Below are 14677 nucleotides of genomic sequence, written 5' to 3'. Positions count from 1 at the left end.
CATCCGCGACTCCGGTCTAGCGTTTCCCGGCAACTTCGGGTCCGGGACGGCTGACATGATCGAAACGCTTCTGCTCGCGTTCATATTCCTCTGCGCGGGCATCATCTCGGTCCCGATCGCCGCACGGCTGGGGCTGGGGTCGGTGCTGGGCTACCTGATCGCGGGGATCCTGATCGGCCCGATCCTCGCCGGGTTCCAGGTGGACGTGGTCGCCATCCAGCATTTCGCCGAATTCGGCGTGGTGATGATGCTGTTCCTCGTCGGTCTCGAACTGGCCCCGCGCCATCTCTGGCAGATGCGGCGGCGGCTGATGGGGCTGGGCGGGCTGCAACTGGGCCTGACGACGCTGGCCGTGGCAGGGGCGATGATCCTGCTGGGCTTCGACTGGCGCCTCGCCGTGGCGGCGGGGCTGGTGCTGACGATGTCATCCACCGCCATCGTGCTGCAGACGCTTAACGAAAAGGGCCTGAACTCGACTGAGGGCGGGCGCGGTTCGTTCTCGGTCCTGCTGTTCCAGGACATCGCCGTCATCCCGATCCTCGCGCTGCTGCCGCTGCTGGCCATCTCCGGCGCCGTCCCTGTCGACACCCACGCCACCGACGCCGCTCATGGCGCGGCCGAAGCGGGGCACGGCGCGTCGCTGAGCCTTGTCGAAGGGCTGCCCGGCTGGCAGGTCGCGCTGGTCACGGCGGGGGCACTTGCGGTCGTTGTGGCGGCGGGGCTCTACCTCGTCCGGCCGATGTTCCGCTTCGTCGCCATGGCGGGCCTGCGCGAGCTGTTCCTCGCCACCGCGCTGTGCTTCGTGGTCGCCGTCGCGCTGATCATGTCGCTGGTCGGCCTGTCGCCCGCGCTCGGGACGTTCCTTGCCGGGATGATGCTGGCCAACAGCGAATACCGGCACGAGCTGGAAAGCGACATCGACCCGTTCCGGGGCCTGCTGCTCGGGCTTTTTTTCATCACCGTCGGCGCGGCGATGGATTTCGGGCTGCTGCTGGACAACCTCGCCCCGATCCTCGGCGCGACGCTGGGGCTGATGGCGCTCAAGGCTGCGATCCTGTTCGGGATCGCGATCGTCATGAAGATCCGGGGCGTCGACCGCTGGCTTTTCGCGCTCGGCCTCGCGCAGGCCGGGGAATTCGGGTTCGTCCTGCTGAGCTTCGCCGTGTCGAGCCACATCTTCGCTCCAGACCTCGCCGACCGGCTGTCGCTGGTGGTGGCGCTGTCGATGCTGCTGACGCCGGGTCTGTTCGTGCTGTTCGACCGGGTCATTGCGCCGCGTTTCGCCACCGGCGACCAGCGAGAGCCGGACCTGATCGAGGAACACAACGACGTCCTGATCGCGGGCCACGGTCGCTGGGGCGGGATCGTGAACCGGATGCTGACCGATGCGGGCTATCGAACAACCGTGCTGGACCACTCCAGCGCCCAGCTCGACATGCTGCGGGACTTCGGGTTCCGGGTGTTCTACGGCGATGCGACCCGGCCGGACCTGCTCAAGGCGGCGGGGATCGAGAAGGCGAAGCTTTTTGTCGTGGCCATCGACGACAAGGAGAAGATCACCGAACTGGTCCGCTATGTCTGCCGGACCTATCCCCATGTCCACGTGCTGGCCCGCGCCATCGACCGGACCCATGTCTACGACCTCTACTTCGCCGGCTGCCGCGACATCATCCGCGAGACCTTCGACAGCGGGGTGAGGGCAGGGCGGTCGGCCTTCGAGGCGCTCGGCATCGACCGCGCGCGGGCCGAGGCGCTGGCGGGCAAATTCGTGGACGACGACAAGCGGGCATTGCTGGAACTCGCGCCGCTCTGGGATCCGACGATCCCGCTGCGCCAGAACACTGCCTACATGAACCGCGCCCGGCAGATCGTGACCGAGCGCGAGAGGGGTCTTGCCGAGAGCGAGACCAAGAAGGCGGGTTAGGCCGGGGTCAGCCCCGGCCCGAGGGCACGTCCTTGAACGCCATGTCCTTGTCCACCCGCACGTCGCCGGGCAGGCCGAGGACACGCTCCGCGATGATGTTGCGCAGGATCTCGGATGTGCCGCCCGCGATCCGCGCGCCGGGCGAGGACAGCAGCGACAGCTGGAACTCGCCGCCGTTCTGCGAGACGGACGGATCCGACACCATGCCGCCCGCGCCCATCATCTCGAGCGCGAAGCGCGCCATCTCCTGCTGCTTCATCGCGTTGACGACGCGCCCGATGGACGCTTCCGGCCCCGGCGTCGCGCCACGGCTGAGACGGGTGAAGGTGCGATAGCGGGTCGCCTCGATCCCCTTGGACTTCGCGTACCAGTCCGCGATGCGGTCGCGCACGACAGGGTCCTTGATCGCGGGCTTGCCGTTGCGCTCGAACTTCTGCGCGAAGGCGAACAGGTCATCGATGTCGGGCCGAGGCTCATCCCCGACCGCGAGGCGTTCGTTCATCAGCGTGGTCAGCGCGACCTTCCAGCCGTCGCCCACCTCACCCAGACGCTGGGCGTCGGGGATGCGCAGGTCGGTAAAGAACACTTCGTTGAAATGCGAGGCGCCGGACATCTGGTGGATCGGCCGCACCTCGACACCGGGGGCGTGCATGTCGATGAAGAACATCGTCAGCCCCTTGTGCTTGGGCACGTTGGGATCCGTCCGGGTGACGAGGATGCCGTAGTCGGACAGATGCGCGCCCGAGGTCCAGATCTTCTGACCGTTGATAACCCAGTCGTCGCCGTCCTTCACCGCGCGGGTGCGCAGACCGGCAAGGTCCGACCCGCCATGTGGTTCGGAGAAGAGCTGGCACCAGATCTCCTCGCCCCGCAGCGCCGGGCCCGTGTAGCGTTCAAGCTGTTCCTTCGATGCGAAGGCCATCATCGTCGGGATGCACATGCCGAGCCCGATTTCGAACACGCCCTTGGGAACGGCGTATTTGCCTTCCTCCTGCTGGTAGATGACGTCGTGAATCGCCGACAGGCCCTGACCGCCCCATTCGGTGGGCCAGCGGATGCCCGCGAACCCGGCGGCGGCCTTCTTGGCCTGCCATGCCTTGGCGATCTTCAGCCGGTCCTCGTTCACCTGGTAGAACCGCGCGGGCGCGGCAGAGCGCGACCGGGGTTCGGCGTTGGCGTCGAGGAAGGCACGCACGCTGGCGCGGTAGTCGGCTTCTTCCTTGGTGTCTTCGAGATCCATGTCGATCCTCCCTTACGCGGCGTGACGGCGTTCGAGCGCCGAGATCAGCCGGTCTTTCCAGAAATCCTGCGAGCCGAGGCCGAGGGCCAGCGCATTGGCGCGGCGATAGAACAGCTGCGGATCCGCCTCCCACGTGAAGCCGATGCCGCCGTGGGTCTGGATGTTCTCGCTCGATGCCGTGACGAAGGCCTGGATCGAGGACACCCGCGCGGTGGCGGCGGCCAGCGAGAGGTCCTGTTCGCCGGACAGCAGGCCGAGCGCCCCCATCATCGCATTGGACCGCGCCAGTTCGAGTGCGACGAAGACATCCGCCAGCTTGTGCTTGATCGCCTGGTTCGACCCGATGGGACGACCGAAGGCATAGCGGGTCTTGGCGTAGTCGACGGCCATGTCGAGGCAGGCCTGCGCGCCGCCGACCTCCTCAAAAGCGGTGATGATCGCCGCCCGGTCGATGACCGAAAGTGTCGCGTCCCAGGGATCCTCGTTCGATTGCAGCAGAGCCGCGGGTGCGCCGTCGAAATCCAGCCGTGCCTGCGGGCGCGAGGCGTCGATGCTGTCGAGTTTCGTGCGCGTCACGCCGTCGCCCAGTTCTGCCAGCACCTGCACGATGCGCCCGTCCGGGTCGCGCGCCACGACGACCGCGAAATCCGCCGTCGCGCCATGCGCGACCGGCCATTTCGTCCCGGTCAGCTTGCCGTCCGCATAGCGCACCGTCACCGCGTCCTCGGAGATCGGCCCGTTGCCTTCGCTCAGCGCCAGCGTGCCCGTCGCCTCACCGGCGGCGATCTTCGGCAGCCACGCCTGTTTCTGCTCTTCCGACCCGGTGCGCAGCAGCGCCTCGGCGGCGAGGTTGGTCGCGGCGAAGGGCACCGGCGCCAGCGAGCGGCCCAGTTCCTCGGCGATGGCGCAGAGCGCCTCGTAGCCGATGCCGTGCCCGCCGTATTCCTCGGGGATTGCCGCACCGGCCCAGCCCAGATCGGCCATCTCGCGCCAGAGGGCGGCGTCCGAGCCCTCGCCGCCGGACAGCGAGGCGCGGACGGTCTTCAGACAGTCCTTGCCCGCCAGGAACCGGCGGCCCTGGCCCGCGATCTCCTGCGTTTCGTCGGAAAATTCAAAATTCATGCGGTTCCTCCTCCCGCGGTGACGGCCTCGGCCAGGGTCTTGCCCCGGTCGCGCCAATAGGGTTCGCGCAGTATCTTCTTGTAGAGCTTGCCATTGTCCCCGCGCGGCATCTCGTCGATGAAATCGACCGTGCGCGGGCATTTCACGTGGCTCAGGTGTTCGCGGCAGAAGGCGATGATCTCTTCCGACATCGCGGCATCGGCGTTTACGCCGGGCTTGAGTTCCACGACCGCCTTCACCTCCTCGCCGAAATCCGCGTTCGGGATGCCGAAGACGGCGGCGTCGTCGATTTTCGGATGGGTCAGCAGCACGGCCTCGATCTCCTGCGGGTAGATGTTCACCCCGCCCGAAATGATCATGAAGGTCTTGCGGTCCGTCAGGAACAGATAGCCGTCCTCGTCCACATATCCGACATCGCCCAGCGTGGTCCAACCCTTGGGATGCCGCGCGCCGGCGGTCTTTTCGGGATCGTTGTGGTATTCGAAGGTGGCGGGGCTCTCGAAGAAGATCGTGCCGATCTCGCCCGTGGGGACCTCGTTGAAATCCTCGTCGCAGATGTGCAGCACGCCGATATGCGCCTTGCCGACCGAGCCGGGCTTTTCCAGCCATTCGGCGCTGGTCAGGTTGCACTGTCCGTTGCCTTCGGAGCCCGCGTAATATTCCTCGATCACCGGACCCCACCAGTCGATCATGGCGCGCTTGACGTCATGGGGGCAGGGGGCGGCGGCGTGGATCGCCATGCTGAGGGTCGACAGGTCGTATTTCGACCGCACCTCGGGCGGCAGGCGCAGCAGGCGGATGAAATGGGTGGGCACCCACTGGCTATGCGTGACGCCGAAGCGTTCGATATTGGCCAGGCAGGCCTCGGCGTCGAACTTCTTCATCACCACGATACAGCCGCCCAGCCGGTTGACGCGGTTGGCGAAACCGAGCGGCGCGGCGTGGTAGAGCGGCGAGGGGTGCAGATAGACCACGTCCGGGCCGAACCGCCAGCGCGCGGCGACGTTCTGCAGGGCAGGGGTGTAGGTGCCGAATTCCACATCCGGCATCGGCTTGCGCACGCCCTTGGGCCGCCCGGTGGTGCCCGAGGAATAGAGCATCTCGATCCCTTCGGACTGGTCGGGGATCGGGGTATCGGGCATCGCCGCAAGCGCCGCGTCGAAATCGGCGAAACCTTCCGCCGGGCCGTCAGCCATCAACCGCGCCTCGGGCCGGATCGCGCCCAGATCGACGCGGGTCGCGGTCGGTGCCATCGCGGCGGTCGTCAGGAACAGCGAGGCGTCGCAGTCGCGCAGGATATAGTCGATCTCTTCGCGGGACAGGTGCGTCGGGATCGGCGTGGCGCGCAGGCCGGCACGGATGAAGCCCCAGAACCACGGCATGAACTCCGTCCGGTTCTCGGACATGAACACGACGTGGTCGTGCCGTTTCAGTCCGAGCGAGCGGACCAGCTGCGCGACGCGGTTCGACAGCGCCTCGTACTGGGCGAAGGTCACGACCTCGCCGGTCGCGGCGTCGATGATGGCGGGCCGGTCGGGCGTCTGTTCCGCCCAGTATCCGACGTGCCTGTATTCAGTCTGGCTCACGATCTCCTCCCCTTGTCGTCAGCGCGGTGTCAGCTCTCCGGCGGCGGTTCCTCCGGCGTGGCGAAGCGGACGAAACCCTCGGCCCCCTTCAGAATTTCCTTGCGGATGCTGTCGGCGGCCATCGCGCTGTCGCGGTTTTCCAGCGCCTCGATGATCTGCAGGTGCCGCGAGGGCGTCCAGCGCGGGGCCTGACGGTCGTAGGCGTGCCACAGGATCGGGCCGGTGCGGATCCACAGGCTTTCGATCAGTTCGGCAAGGACCGGTTTGCCCGCAAGCTGCGACAGCATCAGGTGGAACCGCGTGTTCCCGCGCACGGCCCCGGCAAAGTCCTTGTCCGCGATCGCCGCCGTGATCGTGTCGTTCAGCGCGCGCAGGCGGGCGATCTCATCGGGGGTGACGCGGGCGGCGGCGAACCCGGCGGCCCGCGCCTCCATCTCGGCCCGGATCTCCCATATCTCGCGCAGTTCGGGCTGGGTGAGTTCGGGCACGACGACGGTGCCGCGCTCGTCCATGGCCAGCGCGTTGGCGGACACCAGCCGCACCAGCGCCTCGCGCATGGGGGTGACGGAAATGCCGAACCGGGCGGACATCGGGCGCAGGTGCATCACCTCGCCCGGCTTCAGATGCCCCTCCATCAGCGCGGTGCGGATCGTCCGGCAGGCGATGTCGGCAAGGCTTTCCTTGACGATGGGCCGCGCCCAGCCCTCCGGCCCGCCGTCGCCGAGGGGCGCGCTGCGCTGCGCGCTCATCTCTGGCCTCGGATGGTGGTGGAGGGAAACATGCGCCGGACTCTCTTGCAGGTCTGCCGTTATAACACATAACGTGTAACGCGAATCCTCCGCGCTTGGCAATGCCGCCGGGGGACCTGAGCCAAAGGAGGACACAGAGATGGCTGACGAGGGAATGCTGGCGGGCAAGGTGGTGATCGTCACCGGCGCGGGGCGTGGGATCGGGCGTGACATGGCGCTGATGATGGCGGCCGAGGGCGCCAAGGTCGTGGTCAACGACTACGGCGGCAGCCCGGACGGCGAGGATGGCTCGGACGACAAGGGCCCGGCCGCGGACGTCGTGCGCGAGATCAAGGCGGCGGGCGGCGATGCGGCCGCGAACTTCGGCTCCGTCTCCAACAAGAACGACGCCAAGGGCATGATTGAACAGGCCCGCGACACCTTCGGGCGTCTGGACTGCGTCATCAACAACGCGGGCATCCTGCGCGACGTGATCTTCCACAAGCTCAGCATCGAGGACTGGCACGCGGTCATCGACGTGCACCTGCACGGGTCCTTCTACACCTCGCATTTCGCCGCGCCGATCTTCCGCGAACAGGAATCGGGCTGCTTCGTGCATTTCACCTCGACCTCAGGCCTCGTCGGTAACTTCGGTCAGGCGAACTATGCCGCGGCCAAGCTCGGCATCGTCGGCCTGTCCAAGTCCATCGCGCTGGACATGAGCCGCTACAACGTGCGTTCCAACTGCATCTCGCCCTTCGCATGGAGCCGCCTGATCGGCACCATCCCGATCAATGACGAGGCGCAGGCCAAGCGGGTCGAGAAGATCAAGCAGATGACGCCGGGCAAGATCGCGCCGCTGGCGACCGCCCTGTGTTCCGACGCCGCCAAGGACGTGACCGGCCAGATCTTCGGCGTGCGGATGAACGAGATCTACCTGATGTCGCAGTCCCGCCCGATCCGCGCCGTCCACACCTCGGACGGCTGGACCCCGCAATCGGTGGCCGAAACCGCGCTGCCGGCGATGAAGGGCAGCTTCTACCCGCTCGACCGGTCTTCGGACGTGTTCAGCTGGGATCCCATCTGATGGCGATCGACTACGACAAGCTGATCGCGCGGGCGTTCCCGGAGGTGGAGCAAAGCTACACCTCCAAGGACACGATCCTCTACGCGCTCGGGATCGGGGTGGGGGCGGATCCGCTCGACCTCGATCAGGTCCGGTTCACCTTCGAGGAGGCAGAGGGGTTCGCCCCCCTGCCGACCATGCCGGTCGTGATGGCCGGTCCCGGATTCTGGGTGCGCGAGCCGGACAGCGGCGTCACCTGGCAGCAGGTGCTGCACGGGGAACAGCGGCTGACGCTGCACAACCCGATGCCCGCCGAGGGCACGGTCGTCGGCCAGACCCGGATCGAAGAGGTCATCGACAAGGGCGAGGGCAAGGGCGCGCTGATCTACGTCGCGCGGGAAATCCACGACAAGGCCACCGGCACGCACATCGCCACGTCGTCCTCGACCACCTTCGCGCGGGCGGATGGCGGCTTCGGCGGGCCCTCGGGGCCGACCAAGCCGGTGCATGCGCTGCCCGATCGCGCGGCAGACATGACGGACGAGATCAGGACATTGCCCCAAGCCGCTCTGATCTATCGGCTTTCCGGCGATCCGAACCCGCTGCACGCCTCGCCCTCGGTCGCGACCGAGGCCGGGTTCCACGCGCCGATCCTGCACGGGCTGTGTTCCTACGGCGTCGCGGGCTGGTCGATCCTCCGGTCCTGCTGCGGCGGCGATCCCACAAGGCTGAAACAACTCGACCTGCGCTTTTCCTCTCCGGTTTTTCCGGGCGAGACTCTGCGGACCGAGATCTGGAAGGACGGCGCCGACATCTCGTTCCGCACGACGGTGGTGGAACGCGACAAGGTGGTCCTCAACAACGGCTACGCCCGCGTGGCGTGACAGAAAGGCATTGCGATGACCGACAGGGTTCTGCCGACCCCCACGCCGGAAACCCGGCACTACTGGGAGGGCGCGAAGGCGGGCGAGCTGCGCCTGCAGCGCTGCGACAAGTGCAGCCAGGCCTATTTCCCGCCGCGCCCCTTCTGCCCCGAATGCGGATCGCGGGATGTGAGCGTGTTCAAGGCCTCGGGCAAGGGCACGCTGCACAGCTACATCATCAACGAACTGGGTGCGCCGGGGCTTAAACCGCCCTTCGCGGTGGCGATCGTCCAGCTGGAGGAGGGGCCGCGCCTGCTGTCCAACATCCTCGAATGCGACCAGACGCCCGAGGCGCTGCAACTCGACATGCCGCTTGAGGTGGTGTTCGAGAAGGTGACCGATGACATCACCCTGCCGCAGTTCCGTCCGGCCAAGGAGGCATGACCATGACGCCGAATTCCTGCGCCATCGTCGGCGCCGCCGAAACCACCGATCTGGGCAAGATCCCCGACATGGGCCAGATCCAGCTGCATGCCGACGCCGCGCTGAACGCGCTGGCCGACTGCGGGCTGAGCATCAAGGACATCGACGGGGTCGCCACCGCCGGGCACTCCCCGCAGGAGCTGGCCCACTACCTCGGGATCGTGCCCAGCTGGGTCGACGGGACCTCGGTCGGGGGCTGTTCCTACATGCTGCACGTCCGCCACGCCGTTGCGGCGCTCGAGGCGGGCTATTGCAACACCGTCCTCATCACGCACGGCGAAAGCGGGCGGAGCCGTACCGGCTTCCTGTCGCGGCCGATGTTCGCCTCGCAGTTCGACGCCCAGTTCGAAGCGCCGTTCGGCGTGTCGATCCCGCCGACGCGGTTCACCCTGCCGGTCATGCGGATGATGAAGGACACCGGGCTGACCGAGGAACATCTGGCGATGGTCGCGGTCGTGCAGCGGGAATGGGCCTCGCACCATCCGCGTGCGTCGTTCCGCGATCCGATCACGGTGGACGATGTCCTGAACTCCAAGATGATCGCCTATCCGTTCCGCAAGCTGATGTGCTGTCTGGTGACGGACGGGGGCGGCGCGCTGATCCTGACGCGGGCCGACCGGGCCAAGGATTTCCCGACCAAGCCCGTCTACATCCGGGGCGTGGGCGAGTCGGTGGAAACGCCGGTCGTCAGCCAGATGAAGGACCTGACCTCCTCCGCCGCGTTCCGCGTGTCGGGCAAGAAGGCGTTCGAGACGGCGGGCATCACGCATGCCGACGTGGATCACCTGATGATCTACGACGCCTTCGCGCATCTGCCGATCTATGGCCTTGAGGATCTGGGCTTTGTCGGACGCGGCGAGGCCGGCCCGTTCATCGCCGAGGGCAACACCCGTCCGGGCGGCAAGCTGCCGATGAACACCAACGGCGGCGGGCTGTCCTACATGCACTCGGGCATGTACGGCATGTATGCCCTGCAGGAAAGCGTGCGCCAGATGCGCGGCATCTCTCCCGCTCAGGTTGAGGGCGCGAAGCTGTCCGTATGCCATGGCGTGGGCGGCATGTTCGGCGCCTCGGGCACCGTGGTGATGACCAACGAAGCCTAACACCCCGGCGGCCCGGCGCTTTTTCCGGGCCGCCGCCATCCGGGCGGCAACTGCCCGTCGATGCGGCAATCGCAACCCGTGGGCGCGCGAAGGCGTCACATCGGAAAATTCGCGATTGTGTTTCCCCGTTGAATGCACATATGGTCCTAGAACGGTCAGGGCAGACCCATGCGTCTGCCGGCCGAGAGTTTCGCTGATCTGCTGAGTGGGGCCCGCCTAGGGCGGAGCTTGGACGGATCAGACCGATAAGGTCCCCACGGGGGCCGCAACACCGCCCGCACCGTCACGACGGAAACGGGCAAAGAACAGGTGACGCGCCCGATGAACGAGGCCGCCGCCGGAGAAGAAACGCGATGAGGCGCGCGGACATAGTCGCAGGCGGAACGCAGGGTCCTATCGGCCCCGGTCCCCTTGTCGCCGCCATCGCCCCTGACAGACACGCCGACAGATGCCTCGCCCCACCCGGACGGGGCGTTTTCGCGCGTGCAATTGGAAAACATGGCCAAGAAAATGCTCATCGACGCCACCCACGCGGAAGAAACCCGCGTGGTCGTGGTGGACGGCAACAAAGTCGAGGAATTCGACTTTGAGTCCGAAAACAAGCGGCAGCTCGCCGGCAACATCTACCTCGCAAAGGTAACACGGGTCGAACCGTCGCTTCAGGCGGCGTTTGTCGATTACGGCGGGAACCGGCACGGCTTCCTCGCCTTCTCGGAAATCCACCCGGATTACTACCAGATCCCCGTCGCCGACCGCGAAGCGCTGATGGAGGAAGAGCGCGCCTACGCCGACGCGATGCGGGCCCGCGAAGAGGAATCTGAAAAGCGGAAATCCTCGCGCTCGCGCAGCAAGCCTGCCAGCGCCGAGTCCGATGACGCGGTCGCCACGCGTGACGTGACCGACATCGACGGAATGGAAACCATCGACTTCGACGACGAGCAGGGTGAAGCCTCCTCGCCGATGGAGCGTGTGGCCGAAACCCCGGTCGAGGAACCGGCGGATACGCCCGAGGCGGACTCGGACGAAGATCACGGCCACGACGACGATCATGACCACGACGACGAGGACGAGGACAAGGCGACCGACGCGTCCGCCAAGGATTCCGAGATCGAAAGCGTCGCCGAAGAAGACGACCAGGAGGACATCCGTCCCCCGCGCAAGCCGCGCCCGCGCCGCTACAAGATCCAGGAAGTGGTCAAGGTGCGCCAGATCATGCTGGTGCAGGTCGTCAAGGAAGAGCGTGGCAACAAGGGTGCCGCCCTCACGACCTACCTGTCGCTGGCTGGCCGCTACTGCGTCCTGATGCCCAATACCGCCCGTGGCGGCGGCATCTCGCGCAAGATCACCAACGCCGCGGATCGCAAGAAACTCAAGGAGATCGCGGGCGAACTTGAAGTGCCGCGCGGGGCCGGGCTGATCGTCCGGACGGCGGGCGCCAAGCGCACCAAGTCCGAGATCAAGCGCGACTACGAATACCTGCAGCGGATGTGGGAACAGATCCGCGAACTGACGCTCCAGTCGATCGCACCGGCGAAGATCTACGAGGAAGGCGACCTGATCAAACGGTCGATCCGCGACCTCTATTCGCGCGACATCGACGAGGTTCTGGTGGAAGGCGAACGCGGTTACCGCAACGCCAAGGACTTCATGAAGATGATCATGCCGTCCCACGCCAAGAACGTGAAGAACTACCAGGACCAGCTGCCGCTCTTCGCGCGCTACCAGGTGGAAAGCTATCTCGGCGGGATGTTCAACCCGACCGTTCAGCTGAAATCCGGCGGCTACATCGTCATCGGCGTGACCGAGGCGCTGGTGGCGATCGACGTGAACTCCGGCCGGGCCACCAAGGAAGGCTCGATCGAGGAAACGGCGCTCAAGACCAACCTCGAGGCGGCCGAGGAGGTCGCCCGCCAGCTGCGCCTGCGCGACCTTGCCGGTCTGATCGTCATCGACTTCATCGACATGGACGAGCGCAAGAACAACAACGCGGTCGAAAAGCGTCTGAAGGACAAGTTGAAAACCGACCGTGCGCGCATCCAGGTCGGCCGCATCTCGGGCTTCGGCCTTCTGGAGATGTCGCGCCAGCGCCTGCGCCCCGGCATGATCGAGGCGACGACCCAGCCCTGCCACGTCTGCCACGGCACCGGCCTGATCCGCTCCGACGACAACATGGCGCTGACCATCCTGCGCCAGATCGAGGAGGAAGGCACCCGCCGCCGGTCGCGCGAGGTGCTGGTGAAATGCCCCGTGGGCATCGCCAACTACCTGATGAACCTCAAGCGCGAGCATGTCGCGACCATCGAGGGCCGCTATGGCCTGTCGGTCCGGATCGAGGGCGACCCGCATCTGGTCAGCCCGGACTTCTCGATGGAGAAGTTCAAGACCGCGACCCGCGTGGTCAAGGAAGTGCCGATGGTGATCTCGGCGGATGCGAGCCTCATGGAGGATCTCGAGGACGAAGAGATCGAGGATATCGTCGAGGAGCAGGAGGAAGAGGAACAGGAAACCTCGACCACCTCGGAAGCGCCGTCCTCTGCTTTGGCTGACGAGGAAGGCAAGCCCAAGAAGAAGCGTCGGCGCCGGCGTCGGCGGAAGTCGAAGTCGGGCAATGGCGAGGGCGACACTGCCACAGATCAGAACGGATCCGACGCCGATGGCGACGGTGAAGGCGATGAGGATGGATCGGACGATGCGACCTCCGAGACCGAGGTGACGGCCGAACCGGTCGCCGCCGAAGCCACGGAGGCACCCGCAGCCGAGCCGTTAACGGCAGAAGCCGACTCCGCCCCGGTGGCGGCGGAAGCGTCCGCCGAGGCGACCGAAACCGCCGAAGCCCCGGCAGAAGCGGCTGCAGAGGCCGAACCGGACGCCACGGCCGAGGAAAAGCCCAAGCGGACCCGGACGCGCTCGACCCGGTCGAAGACGACCGAGGGCGCCAAGCCCAAGACCACGCGGTCCCGGACCAAGAAGACTGCGGAAAAGGCTGAGCCCGAGGCGGAGGCCGCGCCGGCTGATGCCGCGCCCGTGGCCGAAGAGCCTGCCGCCGCTGCCGAACCGGAAGCGCCTGCACCCGCACCCGCGCCGGAACCGGTCGCCGAGACCGCACCCGAGCCCGTGGCCGAGGTGACGCCGGAGCCGGAGCCGGAGGTTGCACCGGAGCCGGTCGCGGAGCAGCCTGCGGAACCCGAGATCGCCGAGGAGAAGGTCCCCGAGCCGGTCGGAGAGGCGCAGGACACCGAGGCGTCGTCCAAGCCGAAGAAACGCGGCTGGTGGTCGCTCGGCGGCTGAGGCCGGAACATGTGACGGAATGAGAGACGCCGCGCCTGTCAGGGCGCGGCGTTTTTCGTTCCGGGATCAGCCGCGGCGGATCGTGAAAAGGTGCGTGGCGCCTTCGTCGGTCGCTGCGATCAGTTCGTGCCCCGATTCCGTGCAGAAATGGGGCAGGTCGATCACCGCCACCGGGTCCGAGGTGCGGATCCGCAGGACCGCGCCCGGCGCCAGCGCCATAAGCGCCTTGCGTGCCTTCAGCACGGGCAGCGGGCAGAGCAGACCGGTGGCGTCGAGGATGTCGTCCATGGCGCGCGGTGTAGTCCCGTGGCGGCAGTGCGTCCAGTGGGGCGGTGTCGCAGGTGGCACGCGGGGAGGGGGCCAGCCCCCCGCCGGGCCTGCGGCCCGTCGTCCCCCGGAGTTTGTCGGGCCAGATGAAGCCGGATCGGCACGCGCTTGTGACAATCCGGCGCGTGACGGGGGCGCGGGGCTGCGGTAATCGGGTGGCATGTTCGGGATAGACATCATCGACGCGGGATTGTTGCCCGCCATGATCGTGGCGCTGGTCGCGGGGCTGATCTCGTTCCTCAGCCCCTGCGTCCTGCCGATCGTGCCGCCCTACCTGGCCTATATGTCCGGCGTGTCGATGAACGACCTCGGGCGCGAAGGGCGGCGGACGGCTGCGGTCGTGCCTGCGTTGTTCTTCGTGATGGGGCTGTCGACGGTGTTTCTGCTGCTCGGGTTCGCCGCCAGCGCGGCGGGACGGGCGTTTTTGCAGTGGCAGGGCTATTTCAACACCGGGGCCGGGATACTGGTGATGGTGTTCGGGCTGCATTTCCTCGGGATTATCCGCATCGGGTTCCTGAACCGCGAGGCGCGGCTGGATGCGGGCGACCGGGGCGGGTCGGCCTTTGGCGCCTATGTGCTGGGCCTTGCCTTTGCCTTCGGCTGGACGCCCTGCATCGGCCCGCAGCTCGGCGCGATCCTGTCGCTGGCGGCGGGCGAGGCGAGCGTGACGCGCGGGACGCTGCTGCTGGCGGTCTATGCGGCGGGGCTCGGCGTGCCGTTCCTGCTGGTCGCAGCCTTCCTGCCGCGCCTGACCGGTGTCATGGGCTGGATGAAGCGGCACATGGAGGTGATCGAGCGGATCATGGGCCTGCTGCTCTGGACCATCGGGCTGCTGATGCTGACCGGCGGCTTCTCGGCCTTCTCCTACTGGCTGCTGGAGACGTTTCCGGGGCTTGCCACGCTCGGCTAAGGCCATAAACTTGCCCGAAAATGGCGGTAGCTTCCAT

The 14677-nt window shown here is 66.9% G+C and carries 12 protein-coding genes; 7 read left to right on the top strand and 5 right to left on the bottom strand.

Annotation, left to right across the window (positions count from 1 at the left end):
- Nucleotides 1–55: 55 nt before the first annotated feature.
- Complete coding sequence (locus ATO6_RS18045) at nucleotides 56–1924, top strand: cation:proton antiporter (RefSeq protein ID WP_088625424.1); 1869 nt, start codon at nucleotides 56–58, stop codon at nucleotides 1922–1924.
- 7 nt (nucleotides 1925–1931) lie between these two features.
- Here ATO6_RS18045 and ATO6_RS18040 read toward each other — a convergent pair whose 3' ends face one another.
- Genes ATO6_RS18040 through ATO6_RS18025 form a run of 4 tightly spaced genes read right to left on the bottom strand, consistent with a single transcriptional unit; the run spans nucleotide 1932 to nucleotide 6621 of the window.
- Nucleotides 1932–3164 (bottom strand): acyl-CoA dehydrogenase family protein, encoded by a 1233-nt coding sequence (locus ATO6_RS18040; RefSeq protein WP_088625423.1) that lies wholly within the window; start codon nucleotides 3162–3164, stop codon nucleotides 1932–1934.
- Between the two features lie 12 nt (nucleotides 3165–3176).
- On the bottom strand, nucleotides 3177–4286 hold the full coding sequence (locus tag ATO6_RS18035) for an acyl-CoA dehydrogenase family protein (protein ID WP_088625422.1): 1110 nt from the start codon (nucleotides 4284–4286) through the stop codon (nucleotides 3177–3179).
- On the bottom strand, nucleotides 4283–5872 hold the full coding sequence (locus ATO6_RS18030; protein WP_088625421.1) for an acyl-CoA synthetase: 1590 nt from the start codon (nucleotides 5870–5872) through the stop codon (nucleotides 4283–4285). Before ATO6_RS18030 ends, ATO6_RS18035 begins: the two co-directional genes overlap by 4 nt.
- A 29-nt stretch (nucleotides 5873–5901) precedes the next feature.
- A complete protein-coding gene (locus ATO6_RS18025; protein ID WP_088625420.1) occupies nucleotides 5902–6621 on the bottom strand; it encodes a GntR family transcriptional regulator in 720 nt (239 codons plus the stop codon).
- Nucleotides 6622–6760: 139 nt separating this feature from the next.
- Here ATO6_RS18025 and ATO6_RS18020 point away from each other — a divergent pair, with 139 nt between their 5' ends.
- From ATO6_RS18020 to ATO6_RS18000, 5 genes are all read left to right on the top strand, one after another.
- On the top strand, nucleotides 6761–7687 hold the full coding sequence (locus tag ATO6_RS18020) for an SDR family NAD(P)-dependent oxidoreductase (RefSeq protein ID WP_088625419.1): 927 nt from the start codon (nucleotides 6761–6763) through the stop codon (nucleotides 7685–7687).
- Nucleotides 7687–8550 carry a MaoC/PaaZ C-terminal domain-containing protein gene (locus tag ATO6_RS18015; RefSeq protein WP_088625418.1) on the top strand — a complete coding sequence of 288 codons (864 nt, stop codon included), beginning with the start codon at nucleotides 7687–7689 and terminating at the stop codon, nucleotides 8548–8550. Before ATO6_RS18020 ends, ATO6_RS18015 begins: the two co-directional genes overlap by 1 nt.
- A gap of 15 nt (nucleotides 8551–8565) precedes the next feature.
- Complete coding sequence (locus ATO6_RS18010) at nucleotides 8566–8973, top strand: Zn-ribbon domain-containing OB-fold protein (RefSeq protein ID WP_088625417.1); 408 nt, start codon at nucleotides 8566–8568, stop codon at nucleotides 8971–8973.
- A gap of 2 nt (nucleotides 8974–8975) precedes the next feature.
- Nucleotides 8976–10115, top strand: coding sequence for a thiolase (locus ATO6_RS18005; protein ID WP_088625416.1), 1140 nt, complete (start codon nucleotides 8976–8978; stop codon nucleotides 10113–10115).
- A 498-nt stretch (nucleotides 10116–10613) separates the two neighbouring features.
- Nucleotides 10614–13403 (top strand): ribonuclease E/G, encoded by a 2790-nt coding sequence (locus ATO6_RS18000; RefSeq protein ID WP_088625415.1) that lies wholly within the window; start codon nucleotides 10614–10616, stop codon nucleotides 13401–13403.
- 66 nt (nucleotides 13404–13469) lie between these two features.
- Here the strand turns inward: ATO6_RS18000 and ATO6_RS17995 are convergent, their stop codons facing one another.
- Nucleotides 13470–13691 carry a sulfurtransferase TusA family protein gene (locus ATO6_RS17995; protein WP_088625414.1) on the bottom strand — a complete coding sequence of 74 codons (222 nt, stop codon included), beginning with the start codon at nucleotides 13689–13691 and terminating at the stop codon, nucleotides 13470–13472.
- 199 nt (nucleotides 13692–13890) lie between these two features.
- On the opposite strand from ATO6_RS17995, the gene ATO6_RS17990 reads away from it, so the two are divergent.
- Nucleotides 13891–14640 carry a cytochrome c biogenesis CcdA family protein gene (locus tag ATO6_RS17990; protein WP_088625413.1) on the top strand — a complete coding sequence of 250 codons (750 nt, stop codon included), beginning with the start codon at nucleotides 13891–13893 and terminating at the stop codon, nucleotides 14638–14640.
- Nucleotides 14641–14677 lie beyond the last annotated feature (37 nt).

The sequence above is a fragment of the Oceanicola sp. 22II-s10i genome (assembly GCF_002210105.1).
Classification (GTDB): Bacteria; Pseudomonadota; Alphaproteobacteria; order Rhodobacterales; family Rhodobacteraceae; genus Pseudooceanicola.
The sequence above is the reverse complement of the archived record's forward strand: the minus strand, read 5'-3'. Positions and strand labels throughout refer to the sequence as shown.